Here is a 21,301-nt window from a genome sequence, read left to right as displayed (position 1 = left end):
TGATCGGAGACGGACATGACCCCCGCCGGACCCCGGAAGGTGGCCGCGTACAGTGCTGCGCTGGCCGGCCTCAGCCTCATCCTGGCCGCCTGCAGCTCGGGTGCTGACCCCGCCAGCTACCCCGAGGACGACATCGACATCATCGTGCCGTTCTCCGCGGGCGGCCCCACCGACACCGTGACCCGCATGATCGCCGAGCCCATGTCGGACGACCTGGGCGTGCAGCTCGTCGTCCAGAACGTCGACGGCGCGGGCGGCACCGTCGGCGCCGGCCAGGCGGCCACCGCCGAGGCCGATGGCTACACCGTGCTCATGCACCACATCGGCATGTCCACCGCCCCCGCGCTCTACGACGACCTCGCCTACGACCCGATCGCCGACTTCAAGCCGGTGGGCCTGGTCACCGAGGTGCCGATGACGATCATCGCGCGCTCCGACTTCGAGCCGGAGACGTTCGAGGAGTTCGTGACCTACATCGAGGAGAACGCCGACACGGTGACGATGGCGCACGCCGGCGAGGGCTCCGCGTCCAACCTGTGCGGCCTGCTCCTGACGGACGCCCTCGGCGTCGACCTCACCGCCGTCCCGTACGACGGCACCGGCCCCGCCATGGCCGAGCTGGTCGGCGGCCAGGTCGACTTCATGTGCGACCAGACCACCAACACGACCGGCCAGATCACCGCCGGCGAGGTCAAGGCCTACGCCGTCACGACGCCGGAGCGCATCGAGGCGCTGCCCGACCTGCCCACCACCGCCGAGGGCGGCCAGGAAGACATCGCCGTCAGCGTGTGGCACGGCCTGTACGTCCCGGCCGAGACGCCGGACGAGGTGGTCACCCGGCTCACCGAGTCCCTCCAGGTCGCCCTGGCCGACGAGACCGTCATCGACCAGATGGCCGACCTCGGCACGGCACCCGTCAGCGAGGACCAGGCCACCCCCGAGGCACACGCCGCGCTCCTCGAGGAGCAGACCGCGACCTGGGGCGACATCATCGGCGCCAGCCAGGGAGGCTGACATCGGCACTCTCCGGCCCCGCTCGACGAGCGACCTCGTCGCGGGCCTGATCTTCGTGGGCCTCGGTGCGGCCTTCTCGATCGGCGCGCTCGGCTACGACCTCGGCTCCCTCCTCGAGATGGGGCCCGGGTACATGCCGCTCGCGCTGGGCCTGGTGCTCGCGGCGCTCGGCCTCGCCACGGTCGTGAAGGCGTACGTCGCGCCGGACCCCGCACCCGGCGAGGCGCCCGGGGGCGAGGTCTCGGACGCCGTCGTGCCCGACGCCGACGCACCCGACCCACGCCCCCTCGCCGGGATCCAGTGGCGCCCGACCGTCGCGGTGTTCGCCGCCGTCACGTTCTTCGCCTTCACGGTCGACGGCCTCGGGCTGCTGCCGGCGACGTTCGGCACCGGGCTGCTCGCGGCACTGGCCCGGCCGGGGACCAAGCCGCTGCGCGCACTGGTCATCGCCGCCGGCCTGACGGTCGCGAGCTGGATCATCTTCGTCGTCCTGCTGCAGCTGCGCCTCGCGCTGTTCGGCGACTGGCTCGGCGGGTAAGGGCACGACATGGACCTGTTCGACAACCTCGCGCTCGGGTTCTCCGAGGCGCTCCAGTGGCACAACGTCATGTTCTGCCTGCTCGGCGTCGCGCTCGGCACCGCCGTCGGCGTGCTGCCCGGCATCGGCCCGACGGCGACCATCGCGCTGCTGCTGCCGATCACCTTCGGGTTCGACGACCCGACGTCCGCGCTCATCATGCTCGCCGGCATCTACTACGGCGCCCAGTACGGCGGCTCGACGACGGCGATCCTGCTCAACCTGCCGGGGGAGTCGTCGGCGGCGGTGACGGCGATCGACGGGCACCAGATGGCGCGTGCCGGACGGGCCGGCGTGGCGCTCGCGGTGGCGGCGCTCGGCTCGTTCTTCGCCGGCACGGTGGCGACCCTGGTACTCGCCGCCGCGGCCCCGCCCCTGGCCCGGGCCGCCCTGTCGTTCGGCGCCGCCGAGTACTTCTCGCTGGTGGTCCTGGGCCTCATCGCGTCGATCGCGCTGGCGAGCGGGTCCACGCTCAAGGCGCTCGCGATGATCGTGCTGGGCATCCTGCTCAGCACGATGGGCCAGGACCTGGCCACCGGCACGCCGCGCTTCACGTTCGGCGTCCGCGAGCTGTATCAGGGACTGGATTTCGTAGCGGTCGCCGTCGGCGTCTTCGGCATCGCCGAGATCCTGCGCAACCTGCACGACCCCCGCTCCAGGACCCGCATGGTCAGCCGCGTGTCGAACCTGTGGCCCAGCCGGGCGGAGCTGCGGCGGATCGTCGGCCCGGTGATCCGCGCGACCGGGCTCGGGTCGCTGCTGGGCGTGCTGCCGGGCGGCGGGCACGTGCTCGCCTCGTACGCGTCGTACTCGGTGGAGAAGCGGGTCTCGCGGAACCCCGCCGAGTTCGGGCACGGCGCGATCGAGGGCGTGGCCGGGCCGGAGTCGGCGAACAACGCGGCGGCACAGACGTCGTTCATCCCGCTGCTGACGCTGGGCCTCCCGGCGCACCCGGTGATGGCGCTGATGTTCAGCGCGTTCATCGTGCAGGGCATCACGCCTGGTCCCGACGTCATGACGGCACAGCCCGCTCTGGTCTGGGGCCTGATCGCGTCGATGTGGGTCGGCAACGTGCTGCTGGTGCTGCTCAACCTGCCGCTGATCGGCATGTGGGTGCGCATGCTGACCGTGCCGTACTCGGTGCTGTTCCCGGTCATCGTGGTGTTCGCCTGCATCGGGACCTACTCGCTGGGGCAGAACCCGTACCAGGTGATGGCCGTGGCGGTCTTCGGCGTGCTCGGCTTCGTGCTGGTGCGGACCGGGTGCGAGCCCGCGCCGCTGCTGCTCGGATTCGTGCTGGGACCGCTGCTCGAGGAGAACCTGCGCCGTGCCCTGCTCATCTCGCGGGGCGATCCCACGGTGTTCGTGACGCGGCCCATCTCGGCCGTGCTGCTCGGGCTCGCCGTGATCGCGCTGGTGCTGGCGGTGCTCCCGATGATCCGCCGCAAGCGAGACGTCGTCTTCGCGGAAGACGAGTGATCCCACGAGGTCAGAGGGTGAGGAGGCCTCTTGTCAGGGCCGTTATCGCGCCTGCTACCGCGACGGTCAGCGCTATGCGGGACGCGACGCGCGTCGGCACGCGCCGGGCCAGGACGGCGCCGAGCGCCACCCCGGCGAGCACCGCGCCCAGGAGCACCGGCCAGACCCACCACGCGGGAGCGGAGCCGGCCGGGATCGCGCCGAGGCCGAGCTTGGTGGCCACCGACATGGCGTTCATGACGACGAGCAGCGGCTGCAGGGTCGCGGCGAACGACCGGTGGTCCCAGCGGGTGGCCAGCGCGTACGCCGTCCACGCGGGCGCCGCCACGCCGGACGTGGTGTTCATGAAGCCGGCAGCCAGTCCGGTCGCGATCGCGACCGACCGGCCCTTGATCCGCACCCGACGGCGCAACAGGGCCGACGCCGCCAGCGCGACCAGCACCGACCCGCCCACGATCACGTCGAGCCACGCCGTGTCGGCCTCGCGCACCGTCAGCGCGCCGAGCACCGAGCCCACGAGCATCAGCGGCAGGATCGTGACGACCCGCCGCCAGTCCACCCGGTCCCGCAGCGCCCGCAGGATGAGCAGGGCCGTGACGATCGCGGCCACGTTGCTGACCAGCACGCCCACCGAAGCGCCCAGGAACACCGTGAGCACCGGCGCGGCCACCAGGCCCAGGCCCATCCCGGCGACCCGCTGCAGCCCGGCCCCGAGTACGACGGCGACGCAGGCTGCGATCAGGGCCGTCGTCTCCACGCGGCCACGCTATCTCTCCCGCCGGGCCCTTCCGGGCGGATGCCCTGTGACATCGGTCCTCACCCGGCCCGGGGCCACGCGACGGTGAACCGGGCGCCGCCGTCGGGCGACTCGCCGACGGCGACCCGGCCGCCTCGGCGGCGCACGAGCTCGGCGACCAGCGCCAGGCCGAGCCCGGCGCCGCCCGACGAACGCGCGCGGTCGTCGGAGACCCGGTAGAAGCGGTCGAAGACCTTTGCCCGGTGCTCCGGCCGGACGCCCGGGCCGTCGTCGTCGACCAGCACCCGGACGTCCGAGCGGCCCGCGAGGACCGACACCACGACCCGCGTGCGGGTGTACCTGCAGGCGTTGCGCAGCAGGTTGTCGAGGACGAGCTGGATCTCGGTCTGCGCCGCGGACGCCCAGGCCTGGCCGGTCATGGCGTTGACCACGATCGGCACCGGCTGCTCCGCGGCCCGCGCCACCGCCGCGCGCACCTCGTCGACCAGGTCGACGGAGTCCGCCGGCGGCAGCTCCCCGGCGTCCGAGCGCGCGAGTGCCAGCAGCCCGTCGAGCAACGCCGACAGCCGCTCGGCGTCCGCCAGGACGTCGGCGTGCACCTCCTGAGAGACCTGCGGGTCGGGGTTGGCCACGGCGACCTCCGACTGCACGCGGATGGACGCCACGGGGGACCGCAGCTCGTGCGCCGCGTCACCCGTGAACCGCCGCAGCCGCTCGGTCGTGGCGTCCTGCCGGTCCAGCAGCACGTTGAAGTCGTCGGCGAGGGCGCGCAGCTCGCCCGCCGCGGCGTCGGGCACCGCTACGCGTTCGCCGGGGGCCAGACGGCGGACGGACTGCCGCATCCGGGCGACCGGGAGCAGCGCCGACCGGACGGCGAACCAGATCGCCACCCCGGCCACGCCGGTCCCGACGAGCGCGGTGACGAGAAGCCACCGGCTGCCCGAGGCCTTGGCGGCGTTCTGCCCGACGAGGCCCGTCCCGACGACGACCAGCCGCTGGCTACCGTCGGGCGCGGTGGCGACGGTGCCGTGCCAGCGGACCGGCTGCGGGTCGCCCGCGGTGACCGGGGTGCCGGCCTTGAGGGCGCGCACCTGGTCGCGCGTCAGGGCCGGCGGCGCGCCGTCGTCGGCGGTGGGACCGCCCGCGGTGTCCAGCACCCGCACCTCCAGGCCGTCAGGGGAGGCGGGGGTCCGGCCCGCGACGACGTCGCTGGTGGCGCCGCTCAGCGCCGTCTGGAGCTCGTCGTCCACGGCGTCGGTCAGCAGCGGTACGAGGCCCCGGCCCGCGGCCATCGCGAGGCCCAGCAGGCACACCAGGGTGACCGCCGTGGCGAGGGCGGTGATCCGCAGGCGCAGCGAGACGCCGGCCCAGCGTCCGCCCGACGAGGCCCGCCCTGACTCCCGCCCGGCCCCCGGCACTACTGCGGCCCGCCGAGCTGATACCCGTGCCCCCGGACGGTCCGCACCAAATCTCCGGCGCCGACGGCGGCCAGCTTGCGGCGCAGGTAGCCGATGTACACCTCGACGACGTTCCTGGTCGCGGCCTGCTCGTCCCCCCAGACCTCGTGCAGCAGCTCCTGCTTCGTCCACACGGCCCCGGCCCGCGTGGCCAGGGCCGCCAGCAGCGCGTACTCGCGCGGGCTGAGGGGGACGTCGACGTCGTCGTACCGCACGGTGCGCGCCCCGCGGTCGATGGTCAGCGGCCCGAGCCGGATCGGGCCCCGCGTGGTGCCCGCGGCCGCGCGGCGCAGGACGGCGCGCAGCTGGGCGAGCAGCACCACGAAGGAGAACGGCTTGACCAGGTAGCCGTCGGCGCCGAGGTCCAGCCCGTCGGCCTGGTCCACCTCGCCGTCCTTGGCCGAGACGAACAGCACGGGCGTGGCGACCCCGGCCGAGCGCAGCTCCTGCAGCACGCGGTACCCGGACAGGCCGGGAATCATGATGTCCAGCAGGATCGCGTCGAACGAGCCGGTGCGCGCCAGCCGCAGCGCCGTCGGCCCGTCGGCGGCGACCGTGACGTCCATCCCCTCCGCGCGCAGGCCGCGGTCGAGCGCCTTGCGGACGCCCGGCTCGTCGTCGACCACGAGGATCTGCGGTCCCATGGTTGCCAGCATGCCGCACCCTGGGGCCCGATCGCGCACGTGACGGGGTGTATTCCGGCCGCTCTCAGCACCATCTCAGCCCGGGCCACCTTCTCAGCGAGGTCTCAGTCGGCAGGGGGCATCGTGGAACGGGTCAGGGAGAGCACACTGGTTCCAGGAGTGAAGGAGCGAGGACATGAGGCCGAAGGCAAAGGCGTTGGTCGCCGCCGGGTCGGGGATCGCTGCCGGGATCGCGGGTCTGGCGCTGACCGCGCTGCCCGCGGGGGCGGACGACGATCCGGTGCTGCCCGCGATCGGCGCCGAGGAGCTGGTCACCTCCGCGCTGGAGGCCCGGCCGCCGGCGTTCGACGGCGTGGCGGAGCTGCACAACGAGCTCGGGCTGCCCGCCGTGCCCGGGACGGAGGCGCTCGACTTCGAGTCGGTGCGGGTCTTCCACGACGGCGACGAGGGCGCCCGGGTTCAGGTCGAGCGGCAGTCGTCCGAGCTGACGTTCGTGAAGAACGCGGACGAGGCGTGGGCATACGACTCGCAGGAGAACGCCGCGAAGCGCCTCACCTGGGACGAGGCCGACGCCGCGGCGGCCCGCGGGCACGCCGAGTCCGAGCTGGCCGACCCGTCGCAGGCGGCGGCCGAGATCATCGAGCGGCTGCGCCCGACCAGCGACATCTTCGTGGACGGCACGGCGCGCGTCGCGGACCGGGCCGCGTACGAGCTCGTGCTGACGCCGAAGCCCTCGGAGAAGACACTGCTGCGCGAGATCACGGTGGCGATCGACGAGGAGACGCGCGTCCCGCTGCGCTTCGACGTGTACGCCAACGGCGCGTCCGACCCGGTCCTGTCGCTCGGCTTCGTCGAGTTCGCGGTCGGCGCGCAGGACGCGGACCTGTTCGAGTTCACGCCGCCGGAGGGCGCCGAGGTCGAGGCGACCGAGGCGGACGACCTCGAGAAGGCGGCCGGCGAGCACGACGCCGAGAGCGTCGAGCAGCGGACGACGACGGTCGGCGAGGGCTGGGACACCGTGGTGATCGGCGAGGCTCCGGCCCGCGGCTCGGCCGGGGGTTCCGTCGAGGGCGGGCAGGACCTCACCGGGATGCTGGAGCAGATCGGTACGCCGGTGTCCGGCGAGTTCGGCTCTGGGTCCCACGTCCAGATCGCCGTCGGCGGCGCGATCGTCACCGAGGACGGCCGGATCGCGGCCGGCGCGGTGCCGCAGCAGGTGCTGGTCGACGCCCTGGACCAGCAGTGACCACAGCGCGGGCCGAAGCGGCGGTGCCGGAGATGAGGAACGCCTCCGGCACCGCCCTCGCGGCGCGCACCCGGAGGCTGCGCAAGGTCTACAAGGGAACGGTCGCCGTGGACGGCGTCGACCTGGAGGTCCCGGAGGGCGCCGTCGTCGGGATGCTGGGGCCGAACGGCTCCGGCAAGACGACGACGATCCGGATGCTGCTCGGGCTCGTGCAGCCGACCGAGGGCGAGATCGAGCTGCTCGGCGTGCCGGTGCCGGGGGCGGTCGACCGGGTCCTGCCGCACGTCGGGGCGCTGGTCGAGGGTCCGGGATTCCACCCGTTCCTGTCGGGCCGGGAGAACCTGTTGCGGTTCGCCGCCGCGGAGCCGCTGCTGGCCGGCGGGGACCTGGACCACGCCGTGTCCGTTGCGCTGGAGCGGGTCGGTCTCGCGGGTGCGGCCCGGAGGAAGTACCGCGCGTACTCCCTCGGTATGAAGCAGCGGCTCGGGCTGGCCTCGGCGCTGCTGGCGCCGCGCAGGCTCGTCGTGCTGGACGAGCCGACGAACGGTCTCGACCCGGCCGGTACGCAGGAGGTCCGCCGGATCATCGCGGAGCTGCACGCCCACGGCGTGACGGTGCTCGTGTCGTCGCACCTCCTGGCGGAGGTCGAGGCCACCTGCACGCACGTGGTCGTGCTGAACCAGGGCGTCGTCGTGGCGCAGGGTGCCCTGGACGACCTGCTGGAGTCCGGCAGCCCCACGCTGCTCGTCGCCACGCCCGACGGCGCCCGCGCCGTCGACACCCTGCGCGACCAGCGGATCCCCGCGCGCCTCGCGCCGGACGGCGTGCGCGTGGACCTCACGACGACGACGCCGGCGACGGTGATCGAGACGCTTGTCCGGGCCGGCGTCGGCGTGGACGAGGCCCGGCGGGAGCGCACCGGGCTGGAGGAGGCCTTCGCGCGGCTGACGCACGACGTCGGCGAGGTCGTCGGTGAGCTGGACGGCGACGAGCCGGCCCGCGACGAGCCGTCGATGGCTCAGGAAGGCGGGGTGCGATGACGCAGAGCTCGGTTGTGACCTCGCCGGTGCAGGGCACAGACCCGCCCGGCGCCCTCCCCGCACGGCGGCGCGCCCCGATCGCGCGCCTGCTGTGGGCCGAGGTGCGGTGGATCTTCCGGCGTCCGCGGACGCTCGTCGTGCTGGGCCTGCTGGCCACGCTCCCGGTGATCACCGGCATCGCGGTCGACCTGACGGTGAATGGTTCGGCCACGTCCACTCCGTCCGGCCCCATCGGCCCGGGCGGCTCCGGCCCGATGGGGCCGGACGGGGAAGCCCCGATCTTCGTCACGATGGTCACCAGCGCCTTCGTGCTCCCGCTGGGGTCGCTGATGACGCTGCTCATGCTCATGCTGCCGCTCACGGTGGCGATGGCGAGCGCCGACGCGCTGGCCGGCGAGCAGTCCCACGGCGCGCTGCGCGGCTGGCTGCTCGCCCCGGTGGCCCGCGGTCGGCTGCTGGTGGTGAAGTCGTTCGGGGTGCTCGTGGTCGCGCTGGTCGCGGCCGGGCTGGTGGTCGCGTCCGGCCTGGTGACGGGGCTCGTCCTCGCCGGGACGGACGGCCTGGTGTCGATGTCCGGGACGGAGCTGACGTTCGGGGACGTGCTGTGGCGGCTGGCGATCGCCATCGCCTGGGCGACGGTGTACCTGATGGCGGTCGGCGCCGTCGCGCTGGCGATCTCGGCGTCCACCGAGCACCCCATGCTGGTGGTGGTGAGCGTACTCGGCGGACTGATCGTCTCCGAGGTGCTGCTGCAGTTCTCGGCGCTGGACTGGCTGCACCCGTACCTGCTGCCGACGTCGCTGAACAGCCTGGTCGACCTGATCCGGGATCCGGTGTCGTTCGACGGCCTGGGCGAGGGAATGGTCCGGGCGCTGTGCTACCTCGTCATCGGCATATCGCTGGCTTATGCGCGGCTGACGACGAAGGACGGGTGAGCGATCGGTCGCACGGCCCCTGTGGCACAGTCGTGCCTGTGTCTTCGGACGATCTGCCGGCCTGGCTGCCGGCTTGGTGTGCGGATCATCTCGGTAGCGAGCCCGACGGCGTGCTGTTCCAGCTGCACCAGGTCTCGATGGTGTTCGGTGTCCGGTTGCGCGGCGGCAGGGAGGTGGTCGTCAAGGCGCGCGCTGACGGCGGCCGGGCAGCGTCATGTGTCGCGGCGCAGGCGTGGCTGGCCGAGCGGGGGTTTCCGTGTGCCCGGCCGCTCACGCCGGTGACCGGTGTCGGTTCGCTGGCCGTGCACGCCGAGGAGTTCCGGCCCGGCGGCGAGGTGTTGCACGGGGACTCGCCTGACGTGGCCGCGCGTTGCGCGGAGGTGTTCGCCCGGCTCATGGCCGAGCTGGCGGAGGTGACCGTCGCGCCGCCGCTGCCCAATCCGCCGTGGGTGCGCTGGGACCACACCGATGCCGGCGTGTGGCCGGATGTCGACCTTCCCGGCGACCGGGACTCGGCCGTGCCCGCCTATGTCGTCGACGCGGCCGTCCGGGCCCGACGGCGGCTGCTGGCCGCCGGCCTGCCGCGCGTGCTGGGCCACGGCGACTTCGAGGCGCAGAACCTCCGGTGGCACGGTCAGCAGGTGTGGGCTGTGCACGACTGGGACAGTCTGGCCTGGCACCCGGAGGCGGCCCTGGTGGGAGCGGCGAGCGGGGCGTTCGCCAGTGACGGGCCTCCCACGCTGGCGCCGATCGAGAGCTCCGAGGTGTTCCTGGTGGCTTATCAGGACGTCCGGGGGCGGTCGTTCAGCCCCGCGGAGCAGGAGATCGCGTGGGCGGCCAGCTTGTGGATGGCCGCGTACAACCTCTGGGAGGGACTGGGCGGTGTCCCGTCTCGCGATGCGTTCCGGGTGCAAGCGACTGAACGGCTTCGCCGGGCCAATGCGTGATACCAGCGGGCGTATCCGGCCGGCTCGTACCGCACAACCGACCTGTGGTCATCGCACGGCGGTCACCGTCCCGGGCACCGTGTGCCGACGGCGCCCGCACTCTGGCCAAAGCCGAACTGACCCAGATCGATCCGACCTGACACCTCGGCATCAGCGAGCATTCACCCATGTGACCTGAGTCACACCGGCGCGGTGCTCGGGCGGGGTGAACGTCTCCTGGGTGTATCCGATTCATCCGCTGAAAGGCGGCCCTGGCGATCATTCCTCTAGCTGTCAACTTGATACGTACCGATTCGAGTTGCCGACCTGGACGTTTGTCCACATTGACCCGGACTTTGCCTTAGGTCAGGCTCTCGCCCTGCTGGTCCCAATTGTGTGGACGTCACGGTTGTCGTCCTGGCATCCCGGGCTGGTTCGTCGATTGCCGAGTTCTGGTCGGAGGCTGTCTGGTGAACGTCCCTCTCTTAGCCCAAAGGTTCATGCTGCGTGGTTCGGTGAAGGCTGCGTGGGTGCGCCGAGCGGCGAGCGGGGTGCTCGCTCTGGCCTTGACGGGATCTTTGGCTGGGCCGGCGGCGCCAATGGTGTTAACCGAGGACACGCTGGATTGCGGGGCGATGTCAGCGCCGACCGAGGCCGGAGCGCGCGAGATTGCGCTGGCGTGCGACACCGAGGTCGTGGTCGAGCCGCTGACCGACCCCTGGTCGTCTACGACGATCCTGCCGGACGGGTACGCCAAGCTGTCGTCGGCTATCGACGCCGTCCGTGCTCCCGACCCTGACGACGCGGATGGGGATGGCACGCCGTGGCGTCCGGTGGACTCCACCCTGCGCGGCGCGCCTGTCGGTGGGCGGATCGTGATGGCTGCACCGGCAGCGGACCTGACCTTCTCTGCCGGGGACACCGGTGGTTCGGGCTCGGGCGGACCACTTGCTTCCTTGACCACACCGGAAGGCCACACGGTCACGGTAAATGTGCCGTTCGACCTGCCCGCCCCTGTCGTGGATGTGGCTGCGGGACAGGTGGTCTACCCGTTGGCCGCCGGTGTGGACGTGATCGTGACCCCGAACTCGGACGGGACCTCGTTCTCGGAGGTGATCCGCGCAGATTCGGCCGATGCGCTCAGCTCGGTGCCGGAGCTGGGCAGCCTGACGGGCGATGGCCTGGTCTTCCCGGTGACGGTGTCCGACGGTCTGGATCTGCGGTCGGCGGACGCGGGCGGGTTCGAGGTGACCGAGACCGCGACGGCGCGGGTGGTTGCCGTGCTGCCGGCGGCGCGGGCCTGGGACTCTGCTGCGGACGCGGTGCTGGCACCTGCCCCGCAAGAGGCGCTGTCCGAGCCGTCAGCAGAATCGTCGACCGAGTCGGCTGCACTGACCGCCGAGGCCGGCTCGGAGGTGCTGGTGGCACCGGATGGTGAGCTGATCGGCGCGGATGGCGTGGACGAGCGGCGCGCGGAGGCGCCGGTTGCCGGTGACGCCGTCGAGTCGCTGAATGCGGAGCTCGTCACCGGCGCTCAGGCTCCGGCGGGTGCCGATGCTGGGGTGGTCATAAGCCTGGACGCGGACGTGCTTGCCGGGATGGACGGGGTCATTCACATTGACCCCACCACAGGTACGAAGAATCCGGGCGGCAAGGCGGTGATCCAGTCCGCGTACCCGTCGAGCGTGCACTACAACGACGCGACCAGCTTTCCGATGGGTGCCTGCACCGCGACCATCGGCTGCCCAACGACGAACGTGGTGCGGTCGGCGTTCCAGTGGACCGGGCTGACCTCGATCGCGAGCCTGAGAGGCTCGGACATTCGCGAGGCGACGTTCAGGATCTTCGGCAGCCACACCTACGCATGCTCTAGTCGTGTGACCCAGCTCTACCGGACGGCTGCGATCTCCAGCTCGACGACGTGGAGCAACTTCTCGCCCTCGAGCAAGTGGCAGTCGAAGGTCGACGAGAAGGACATCCACCACAAGCCCACGTGCAACAACGACCGGGACATCGAGTGGAACATCGGGACGGTCGCGAAGTGGGCCGCGGACAACAACTCTGCCCGGATCACCCTGGGCCTCAAGGGCACGTCGACTTCGGACGTCTACACGTGGAAGCGATACGAGAACCCCCGTCTGGAGATCGTCTACAACCGTGCACCGCTGGTGCCGAAGTCGGGCGAGATGAAGCTGGACCAGGAGGGCAGCCAGCCGGAACCGTGTTCGACCACGTCGTCCGGGGCGCCGTCGTTCCCGATGACTTCGGGAATCGTGATGAGGGGAGTTGCTCGTGACCCTGATTCGCGGCAGGTCCGGGTCAAGTTCCGTGTGCTGACCGCTGGTGGCACCCAGGTGTACTACACCGCCGACTGGTCGGCGACGCAGGCTCCGCCGGCCACGTTCGAGCGGTCGATCCCGTCGTCGGCGCTCTCAGGTGGAGGCACGTTCAAGTGGCAGATGGCGGTGCAGGACGTGCTGGATGGTTCTGGCGACCGAAACACGACCTGGGACCAGTCCCCGAACTGCTATTTCACGGTCGACGTCACCAACCCAGGCAGTCCGTCGATCACCTCGTCGCAGTATCCGGAGGGAAAGATCTCCGGTGGGGTGGGCGTCACCGGGTCGTTCACCCTGGACTCGCCGTCTTCGGACGTGGTGACCTACAAGTACTCCATGAACTCTGACGGGCTGGGCTCGTCGAAGGCGCCATCGTCCCCGGGTGGGCCGGTGACGATCCCCTTCTCGATGACCCGACCCGGCTCGCATCTCCTGTACGCACAGGCCGTCGACGACGCTGGGCGCACGGCTGAGCGCACGTACCGGTTCACGGTGGACTACCCGACAACGGCCGCGTACTGGCACATGGACCAGTTCACCTCTATCAGCGGCTCGACCGACGTGAACACCGCCGACGCCGGGGGGTTGCGACACACGTTGCGTCTCTCGGAGGGGGTGGGCCGGAGCGCACCGGGGCCGTTCGCGCTGAACCTGAGACGCCCCGAGGACAAAGCGCTGGTCTTCGATGGGTCGGCTTCGGACACCGCGTTCACAGCCGGACCGGTGGTGAATACCTTCGGTTGCGCCTCGGACACCACGGGCCCTGCCGGTGTACGGGATGGCAGGACCGAGGACCTGGGCCACAAGGCGGCTCAGTGTGCGAACCAGACCGGCGAGTACGACTTCCGTGCAGGGTTCACGGTCTCGGCGTTCGTCCGCGCCGACGAGGTAGGTGACCTGACCAAGGTCGCGGTCTCCCAAGACGCGGTGAAGCATGTCGGGTTCAATCTCGGCAAGCTCGCCAGCACTCATTGCCCCGCGAACGCGGCGGGTGTGAAGCCAGTTACCTGCTGGGGTTTCTGGACCTATGACGAGGACGGTGGTGAGTCAGCCGGCCAGCGCGTCTACTCCACTCGCCCCGTCGTGGCTGGTGAGTGGGTACATCTGGCAGGGGTGTTCAACGCCACTGGGGACGAGCTGAGCCTGTCCGTATGTCCCGTGCCTGTCGACCCGGACAACCGCGATCCCGAGGGCACGGGGATCCCGGTGACCGACCCCGGTCACGGCGCCACTGACTACACGGGCAAGGCATGGTCCGCCGGCGGGCCTGTGCAGCTCGGCCGGTCCCAGTTCAACGACGTACGCACGTACGGCTTCAAGGGCGCGATCGACGAGGTCCGCCTGTACAACGCGCCGCTGGGCAACGGTCAGATCACCGCGATCTGCACGGGCGATATGACCGGTGGGGCAGAGCTGGAAGACGGCGACGGCGATGGTGCGGTCGTCGGCGACCCGGGGGACATCCCGCCCGGTGGCGGCGAGTGAGAGGGCTGACGACTATGGCTATCAGGAACACGTCTACGCGTGTGCCCGCGACAGGTATGCCCGGCCGCCGAACGCGCAGGGCGTTGACCACGATGATCTCCACGATCGCCGCGGTCTGCGTCATCTTCTCGACCACCGCCGGACCGGCAGCGGCGGCTGTGCTGCCCGCCCTGGCCGAGCGTCAGACCTGGAGCCTCGAAGAGCGCAAGGAACACGGCGAAGACTTGTGGGGCAAGGATGCGGTCGAGGGCGCGAAGCCCTTGACCGCGCACGAGAAGGAGACGACCCCTGTCGCAGCTCCGCCGGAGATCGTCAAGGGCGCCCCGACCACCGACGCTGCCGACACGGGCACCGAGAATGACGACGGCGTGCCGCTGACCAGCCTCGCACCGGGTGAGGTGACTCTCGAGCCCGGCGTGGGCAAGCCTGCGCGCGGAGAGGCCGGTGACCTGCCCGTCACGGTCAAGCACCTCGCGGGCAAGGGCGCCAAGACGGCGTCCGAGGCGTCCGGCCCGGTGCGGGTTCGCGCACTTGGCGCGGCCGCAGCTGAACGGGCAGGTTTCACCGGCGCGCTGCTGACCGTGACGAAGGACGCGGCCGGGCGGGCGGATGCCAAGACAGGCCCGTCCGTGGTGGATCTCGCGGTGGACGTCAGCGGTTTGGACGTCTCTCCCGACTGGGTCTCCCGCGCGCGGCTTGTGCAGTTGCCGGCCTGTGTGCTGACAACGCCCGACGTGAAGGGCTGTCGGGACCAGACGGAGCTGCGTCCGGCAGACGGCTCCCTGTCATCGGGCAGCGCATCGGGCAATGCTGTCTCGGCCCGGGTCGAGCTGTCCGAGGGCCGCCCCGCCACAACCGATGCGGCTGGGCGACAGGTTTCAGGCACCGAGCCGATGGTGCTCGCGCTGGCCGCTGGCGTGTCCGGTGATCAGGGGGACTGGTCCGCCACCTCGCTGGACCCCTCGGCGTCGTGGGACGTGACCGGCAACACCGGAGCGTTCACCTGGTCCTACCCGATGCGCACCCCGCCGGTGCCCGGTGGCCTGGCCCCTGAGGTGTCACTGAACTACGACTCCAGCTCGCTGGATGGCAAGGTCGCCTCGACCAACTCCCAGGCCGGGGAGATCGGCGATGGCTGGTCGTTGTCGACCGGCGGATACATCGAGCGCTCTTACGTCCCCTGTGCTCAGGACACTGCCGGCAGCGCGAACAACGCGAGCCACAAGACCGGCGACCTTTGCTGGAAGTCGGATAACGCCAGCCTGGTGCTCGGTGGTAAGGCCGGCGAGCTGATCAAGAGCGGCTCCACGGACACATTCCGCCTGGCCGGGGACGACAACACCAAGGTGCAGCGGTTCCGCGGCACGGACACCAGCACGCCAGGGTGGAATGCAGACGACGACAAGGAGTGGTGGAAGGTCACCACTTCCGACGGGACGCAGTACTTCTTCGGGCGGACCAAGACTGCCGCCGACGGGGTCTCCACGTTCTCGACGAGCACCGTGCGGGTGTACGGCAACCATCCCGGCGAGCCCTGCTACAACAGCGCATTCTCCTCGGCGTCCTGCGTGCAGGCATGGCGGTGGAACCTGGAGTACGTCCTGGACACTTCCGGCAACACGATGACGTACACGTACAACCGCGAGTTCAACTCCTACGGGAACAATGACGGCGCCGGCGTGACCGACTACGAACGCGGCTCGACCATCAATCAGATCCTTTACGGGTCTCGGCTGGGTTCGGAGGCCACTGCGCCGGCACGAGTCGTCTTCACCAAGTCCGAACGCTGCCTGGTCACGACGGATTTCGACTGTGCCACGACCAAGATGAAGGCCAACCCGGGCAGATGGCCCGACGTGCCCACGGACCTGGTCTGCTCCACAGGCGCTACCGAGTGCCCGAACCTCCACTCCCCGTCGTTCTTCTCCACCAAGCGCATTACCGCAGCTACTACGCAGATCAAGACCGGCACCACGTGGGAGGACGTGGACAAGTGGACGCTCGCGCATTCGTTCCCGGACCCTGGTGGTGAGACCGGCAAGCAGCTCTGGCTGGAGTCGGTCGAGCACGACGGCCTCGCTGCGGACGCCGCGGCCGACGACGTGACGAACCTGCCGCTCGTGACCTTCACCGGGTCGGGTGTTCCGAACCGGGTCGACACGCAGTCCGATGGGCGCCCGTCGATGCACCGGTTCCGTCTTACCCAGGTCCGCTCCGAGTCGGGTGGCGCGACCAACGTCACGTACTCGGCTCCGGACTGCACAGCCAGCTCGAAGCCGACCAGCCCATGGACGAACACGCGCCGGTGCATGCCGGTGTACTGGACCCCGGCAGGGGCCGATGCTCCGGTCCTGGAGTATTTCCACAAGTACGTCGTGACCGCAACCCTTGAGAACGCCAGGATTCCTGGTTCCCGTAACGTCGAGACGTACTACACGTACGAGGGAAACGCCGCGTGGCACTACGACGACAACGAACTCGTCCGCCCGAAGCAGCGCACGTGGGGCCAATGGCGCGGATACAACGTCGTCGAGACGAAGAAGGGGGAGACGGGAATCTCCGACCACCCTCAGCTACGCACCCGCACCCAGTACTTCCGAGGCATGCACGGTGACCGCCTCAACGCGGACGGCGGCACACGGAGCGAACCGGTGGACGGGATCAACGACCTGGACCAGTACGCCGGCATGGAACGCCAGACCATCACCTACAACGGAGCTGGTGAGGTCGAGCGGGTCAAGTCGACCCCGTGGCGGTCGTCCGCAACTGCCACGGACTCGCGCGGCAAGTCGGCTTACCACACGGGCGTGCAGAAGACCGAGACGATCACGGCGGCGCCCGACCTGGCGGCCGGCACCCGGACCGTCGTGACCGAGACGAAGCTCGATGACGTCTACGGCCAGCCATTCGAGGTGACCGAGCGCGGCGACACGGCTGTGACCGGCGATGAGACCTGCACTCTGACGCAGTACGTCCGTAATGAGGACAAGAACATCCTCGACACCGTCTTGCGGGTCGAGGTTCAGGACAACGCGTGCGGGCAGTCGGTGAACTACCCCAGCGGTGTGGTGTCGGTGCACAAGTACCGGTACGACGGCGGGACCGCGGGCGCAGTTCCGACCAAGGGCCTCGTTACGGCCGAGGAGGATGCCAAGTCCTACGTCGGCACGAGTGCCCAGTTCGTGCTGAGCAGTCAGACGACCTACGACGACTACGGCCGCGTCCTGACGGTCAAAGATGCCCTGGGTCGGGTGACGACGACCAGTTACACCGACGTCGGAGGTCTCCAGACCGGTACCACCGTCAAGTCGCCGGATCCGGATGGAACCGGGCCTCTCACTCAGCACAGCACGGTGACGAGCCAGGATCCAGCGTTCGGCGTGCCGACCAAGGTCACTGACCCGAACGGCAACGTCACCAGCGGCAAGTACGACGGGCTGGGTCGCCTGGTCTCCGTGTGGGAGCCTGGGCGGGTGCAGGGTACTCACACGGCGAACACGACGTTCGCGTACACGGTGCGGGACACCGGTGTGAACGCCGTGACTACCAAGACGCTCAACCACGACGCGAGCGCTTACCTGACGTCGACGACGATCCTGGACGGCCTGCTGCGCGATCGGCAGACGCAGTCGCCGTCGGCAGACCGCGACAACCCCGGCCGAGTCGTGACCGACACCCTGTACGACACACGGGGTCTGGCGCACATTACCTATGACAAGTGGTTCGGCACCGGTGCTCCGGCCACCACCGTTGCCTACCCCACGACCGGTAGCGGGGACGACCAGTTCAAGTTCGTCGTCCCGTCCTCAACCGTGACCCAGTTCGACGGCGCAGGCCGAGCCATCGCAGAGATCGAACGCTCCGGCGCCGACGAACGCTGGCGTACGACGACCACCTACCGGGGCGACCGGACTCTTGTAGACCCGCCCACCGGCGGAACTCCGACGATGGAGATCACCGACGCACGTGGAAACGTGGTCGAGCTGCACCAGTACCTCGGCGCGAGCCCGTCCGGGACGTCGCAGGTGACCAAGTACGTCTACGACGCAGCCAGCCGGCTCAAGCAGGTCACCGACCCGGCGACGAACAAGTGGACGTACAAGTACGACCTGCGCGGCCGGCAGATCGAGTCGTCTGACCCGGACAAGGGCACGAGCTCAACGGAGTACGACGACGCTGGGCAGGTCACCTCGACCACCGACGCGCGGGGCGAGAAGCTGGTGCACGTCTACGACGCCCTTGGCCGGAAGACCGCAACCTGGGACGACAGCTCATCCACGGGCGTGCTGCGTGCTTCGTGGGTGTACGACACGCTCGCGAAGGGCCAGTTGACCTCCAGCACGAGGCACTCCGGCGGAGTGGCACTGACCACCTCCGTGACGGGGTACGACCACCACTACCGGCCGTCAGGCCAGACGGTCACCGTGCCCACGAACACTGCACTCCCGTCCGGGCTGACCGGCTCGTACACGACCGAGTACACCTACACCGCGACCGGTCTGCCCAAGACGACCTACCTGCAGCGCGCAGGGAACCTGCTCGGGGAGACCGTCACCACCACCTACGACTCGGCGAACCAGCCGCACCAGATGATCGGCGGGGCCGACGGAGCGTACGTCGTCGAATCGGAGTACTCCGAGTACGGGGACCTGCTGTTCGCCGACCTGGGCGGCAACTGGTCCGTAGGTGCACGGTGGACGTACGACATCAACACCCGTCGGCTCACCGAGCAGTCCGTCACGCGCGAAGGCGCCACTGGGGACGACGTCGTGGCGCGCTACTCGTACGACCACGCGGGCAACGTGCTGGGCATCAAGAACACCCCCACCGCGACCGGCGTGAGCCCCGACCGGCAATGCTTCAGTTACGACGGGCTGCGACGCCTGACCAACGCCTGGACACCGAACAACGGCGACTGTGCCACCGCCAACAGGACCGTGGCCGGACTCGGTGGGGCAGACCCGTACTGGACCTCATACACCTATGACGCTGTGGGCAACCGCAAGACCGTGACCCAAAACGCGTCAGAGACGAACGGCGGGATCCGCACCTCGACGTACGCCTACCCGACTGCCGGCGGGGCGGCGGGCAGCAAGCCGCATGCCGTGACCGGTGTGACGACGAAGAATGCGGCAGGTGTGACTACGGGGGCGTCGTCGTTCTCCTACGACCAGGTGGGGAACATGACCGGTCGTACTCTGGCCGGCCAGTCCGCGCAGACTTTGGCCTGGGACGCCGAGGGTGAGCTGACCTCGTTGAAGCAGGACGGTAACGGGGACGGGGACACGGCCGACGCGAACGAGACGGACAAGTACTTGTACTCGGCTGACGGGGACCGTCTGGTCCGGACGCAGGATGGTGCCTCGACCCTGTATCTGCCGGGTGGGATGGAGCTGACCGCGTATGCGGATGGGCGTGCGTCCACGGCGAACCGGTACTACTCGTTCAATGGGAAGACGATCACGACCCGGGCGGCGATCGGGGCCACGGGGCAGACCACGATCATCCCGGACCACCACGGGACCCCGATGCTGCAGGTGGACCAGTCGGCGAACAGGGTCACTCGTCAGTACACCGATCCGTTCGGTGCGACCCGTGGTGCCGTCGCGGGTGACGCGGACGCCGACGGTCGGCTGGATGGCACGAGCCCGACCTGGGTTGGTGATCACGGGTACCTGGACAAACCGGAGGACACGTCAGGGCTGACCGCCATCGGGGCACGAATGTATGACCCAGTGCTGGGCAGGTTCATCAGCGTTGACCCGATCATGGATCTGACTGACCCGCAGCAGTGGAACGCGTACTCGTATGCGAACAACATGCCGGTCACGCTCTCAGACCCAACGGGCATGAAGGCGTACGCGCACGACGGGTCTTCGGGGTCGGCGGCGAAACCGCCGGTGCAGGAGGCTCTGCCGAAGGACAAGAAGACCATGTGGGGGAACGGCGTCGCTAAACAAGCGCCAACCGCGGGCCAGCCAGGGAGTTACGTGCCGGCACCTGCCCCCTCAACAAGCTACGGTGGTGGGTACTACTCGGGTGGCGGCGGGGGGTCTGGAGAAAAAGCCGGCGGCGGCACGGGTGACGGCGCCGCGCGGGATGTCTACGTTGAGGCCTTGAATCTGGAGGCACCCGAACGCGACAACGACCGGCAGTCGATTATCGACCAGGTGCGGGGCTGGTGGGATAGTTCGACAGAAACGCCATGGGGTCTTATAACGGCGGCTTCGGTGAACCTCGCCTATGGTGCATACGGAATTGTCAAGGGACTTGCTATACTCGAAGGTGCGATTCTCTGTGCAGGTGGTGGTCTAATTGTCGCTGCTTGTTACGGGGCTGGTGTTTATCACTTATCGGTGGCGTCAGCAAGGGCGCACGCGGCATTGCACAGGGATTTGCAGTTGTGCGTGAAGGGGGCCGCTGCGTCCGTCGTTGCACTAACGGCGGGCAGGTGCGCGAACTTTTCGAGGGTGTTGGACCCGACTTAGACTTTTCCGAGCGATGGACAGGGCTTGGAGGATTTTACTGGTGAACGAAAATGCCGAGAATATGGGTGGTGGCGATAACCCTGAAAAGAAACTTTCGCCAATTCAGGAATACTCGAGCCCTCTGGCGGCGGCGGCGGTGTGGATGGGCTTGGTCGGCGCGCTTATGTCGCTGCTCGCGTACATCTTCTCAGCTCCCGTTTGGATGGTCGCACTTACCGCCATTCTTTGCGTCTCCGGGGCGTTGACTATGGGAATATCATCTTGGAAGACGTCGCGAAAGATGGGAATTTCGGCGATTCGCGTCGCATGGAATTCGTTTCTTAGCGCCTTCAACTTCTTTATGTTATTTCCGTGATGCTTGGTGGACTTGTCGGCCATGTCTGGCGGCGGGGCTCCGTGGCGGGAGCAAACTGGTGATCGATGAGACGTGGCGGCCGGGCCTTGAGATGGATACGCTTCCAGGCCGTTCCGCGTGGTCGATCATGGGATTCGTTCTCTTGAGCGTCCCGCCTGGACTCGTGCTGTTGCTCGTGCTTGCGGTTGGCATGATGATCCGAGGCGAAGGCTACGGGGGTTCAGTCTTCTTGACGTCGGTCATGGTTGCGATCCTTGTTGATATTGCGTTCATGTTTGTGACGACGATGTGGTTCGGATTCCGGAGGGCTGAGGAGGTCCGGGCGGGGTACACAACCACGGCGAACGAGTTCCCGCACCTTCCCCAGGTTGATCCGACGACCGGCATGGTGATCCGGCTGGCGGGGGAGCCGCTGCTGAGCCGCGAGGAGCGGCGGGAGCGGATCCGACTCATACAGGCAGCGATTGCCGCGGGGGATGGGATGGACGACCGTGCCTCTGGGTGATGGCAGTCGTCGTCAGACGCAGGCGTAGTGCGAAGGCGGAGGCAGGTCTCTCCG

At 69.4% G+C, this 21,301-nt stretch carries 14 protein-coding genes; 11 read left to right on the top strand and 3 right to left on the bottom strand.

Going from position 1 to position 21,301, the window contains the following annotated elements; all coding sequences use genetic code 11:
- Nucleotides 1-15: 15 nt before the first annotated feature.
- Genes EW117_RS26020 through EW117_RS26010 form a run of 3 tightly spaced genes read left to right on the top strand, consistent with a single transcriptional unit; the run spans nucleotide 16 to nucleotide 3,070 of the window.
- Nucleotides 16-1,014, top strand: a complete 999-nt coding sequence (locus EW117_RS26020; RefSeq protein WP_129789637.1) for a tripartite tricarboxylate transporter substrate-binding protein — start codon at nucleotides 16-18, stop codon at nucleotides 1,012-1,014.
- Between the two features lies 1 nt (nucleotide 1,015).
- A complete protein-coding gene (locus EW117_RS26015; protein ID WP_129789636.1) occupies nucleotides 1,016-1,552 on the top strand; it encodes a tripartite tricarboxylate transporter TctB family protein in 537 nt (178 codons plus the stop codon).
- Between the two features lie 9 nt (nucleotides 1,553-1,561).
- Nucleotides 1,562-3,070, top strand: coding sequence for a tripartite tricarboxylate transporter permease (locus EW117_RS26010; protein WP_129789635.1), 1,509 nt, complete (start codon nucleotides 1,562-1,564; stop codon nucleotides 3,068-3,070).
- 10 nt (nucleotides 3,071-3,080) lie between these two features.
- Here the strand turns inward: EW117_RS26010 and EW117_RS26005 are convergent, their stop codons facing one another.
- Genes EW117_RS26005 through EW117_RS25995 form a run of 3 tightly spaced genes read right to left on the bottom strand, consistent with a single transcriptional unit; the run spans nucleotide 3,081 to nucleotide 5,928 of the window.
- Entirely contained in the window at nucleotides 3,081-3,827 is a 747-nt protein-coding gene (locus EW117_RS26005; protein WP_129789634.1) for a sulfite exporter TauE/SafE family protein, read from the bottom strand.
- A gap of 59 nt (nucleotides 3,828-3,886) precedes the next feature.
- Nucleotides 3,887-5,245, bottom strand: coding sequence for a sensor histidine kinase (locus EW117_RS26000; protein ID WP_129789633.1), 1,359 nt, complete (start codon nucleotides 5,243-5,245; stop codon nucleotides 3,887-3,889).
- A complete protein-coding gene (locus EW117_RS25995; RefSeq protein WP_129789632.1) occupies nucleotides 5,245-5,928 on the bottom strand; it encodes a response regulator transcription factor in 684 nt (227 codons plus the stop codon). Before EW117_RS25995 ends, EW117_RS26000 begins: the two co-directional genes overlap by 1 nt.
- 175 nt (nucleotides 5,929-6,103) lie before the next feature.
- Between EW117_RS25995 and EW117_RS25990 the strand changes: the two genes are divergently transcribed.
- The 8 genes from EW117_RS25990 (at nucleotide 6,104) to EW117_RS25955 (ending at nucleotide 21,247) form a co-directional block, all read left to right on the top strand.
- Nucleotides 6,104-7,174: a LolA family protein gene (locus EW117_RS25990; protein WP_129789631.1), complete on the top strand. Its 1,071-nt coding sequence runs from the start codon at nucleotides 6,104-6,106 to the stop codon at nucleotides 7,172-7,174.
- Between the two features lie 32 nt (nucleotides 7,175-7,206).
- A complete protein-coding gene (locus tag EW117_RS25985) occupies nucleotides 7,207-8,214 on the top strand; it encodes an ABC transporter ATP-binding protein (protein WP_242504573.1) in 1,008 nt (335 codons plus the stop codon).
- The gene (locus EW117_RS25980; RefSeq protein WP_129789630.1) at nucleotides 8,211-9,149 is read left to right on the top strand and encodes an ABC-2 transporter permease; all 939 of its coding nucleotides are present in this window, start codon (nucleotides 8,211-8,213) and stop codon (nucleotides 9,147-9,149) included. Before EW117_RS25985 ends, EW117_RS25980 begins: the two co-directional genes overlap by 4 nt.
- Before the next feature lie 38 nt (nucleotides 9,150-9,187).
- Entirely contained in the window at nucleotides 9,188-10,096 is a 909-nt protein-coding gene (locus EW117_RS25975) for a phosphotransferase enzyme family protein (RefSeq protein WP_129789629.1), read from the top strand.
- A 614-nt stretch (nucleotides 10,097-10,710) separates the two neighbouring features.
- A complete protein-coding gene (locus EW117_RS25970; protein WP_129789628.1) occupies nucleotides 10,711-13,899 on the top strand; it encodes a LamG domain-containing protein in 3,189 nt (1,062 codons plus the stop codon).
- Between the two features lie 92 nt (nucleotides 13,900-13,991).
- Nucleotides 13,992-20,387, top strand: a complete 6,396-nt coding sequence (locus EW117_RS25965) for an RHS repeat domain-containing protein (RefSeq protein WP_165362872.1) — start codon at nucleotides 13,992-13,994, stop codon at nucleotides 20,385-20,387.
- Nucleotides 20,388-20,427: 40 nt separating this feature from the next.
- Nucleotides 20,428-20,742, top strand: coding sequence for a VIT1/CCC1 transporter family protein (locus EW117_RS25960; RefSeq protein WP_129789626.1), 315 nt, complete (start codon nucleotides 20,428-20,430; stop codon nucleotides 20,740-20,742).
- Between the two features lie 58 nt (nucleotides 20,743-20,800).
- Complete coding sequence (locus EW117_RS25955) at nucleotides 20,801-21,247, top strand: hypothetical protein (protein ID WP_129789625.1); 447 nt, start codon at nucleotides 20,801-20,803, stop codon at nucleotides 21,245-21,247.
- Nucleotides 21,248-21,301: the final 54 nt, after the last annotated feature.

The organism is Promicromonospora panici, from assembly GCF_900608595.1.
Taxonomy (GTDB): Bacteria; Actinomycetota; Actinomycetes; order Actinomycetales; family Cellulomonadaceae; genus Promicromonospora; species Promicromonospora panici.
Note: the sequence above shows the minus strand (reverse complement) of the source record. Positions and strands in the feature narration are given on the sequence as shown.

What these genes read in the sequence shown, in the direction of transcription:
- EW117_RS25995 (WP_129789632.1), bottom strand. Translation starts at nt 5,928, where the DNA reads ATGGGACCGCAGATCCTCGTGGTCGACGACGAGCCGGGCGTCCGCAAG.
- EW117_RS25965 (WP_165362872.1), top strand. Translation starts at nt 13,992, where the DNA reads ATGATCTCCACGATCGCCGCGGTCTGCGTCATCTTCTCGACCACCGCC.
- EW117_RS25970 (WP_129789628.1), top strand. Translation starts at nt 10,711, where the DNA reads ATGTCAGCGCCGACCGAGGCCGGAGCGCGCGAGATTGCGCTGGCGTGC.
- EW117_RS25990 (WP_129789631.1), top strand. Translation starts at nt 6,104, where the DNA reads ATGAGGCCGAAGGCAAAGGCGTTGGTCGCCGCCGGGTCGGGGATCGCT.
- EW117_RS26010 (WP_129789635.1), top strand. Translation starts at nt 1,562, where the DNA reads ATGGACCTGTTCGACAACCTCGCGCTCGGGTTCTCCGAGGCGCTCCAG.
- EW117_RS25985 (WP_242504573.1), top strand. Translation starts at nt 7,207, where the DNA reads ATGAGGAACGCCTCCGGCACCGCCCTCGCGGCGCGCACCCGGAGGCTG.
- EW117_RS26020 (WP_129789637.1), top strand. Translation starts at nt 16, where the DNA reads ATGACCCCCGCCGGACCCCGGAAGGTGGCCGCGTACAGTGCTGCGCTG.
- EW117_RS25980 (WP_129789630.1), top strand. Translation starts at nt 8,211, where the DNA reads ATGACGCAGAGCTCGGTTGTGACCTCGCCGGTGCAGGGCACAGACCCG.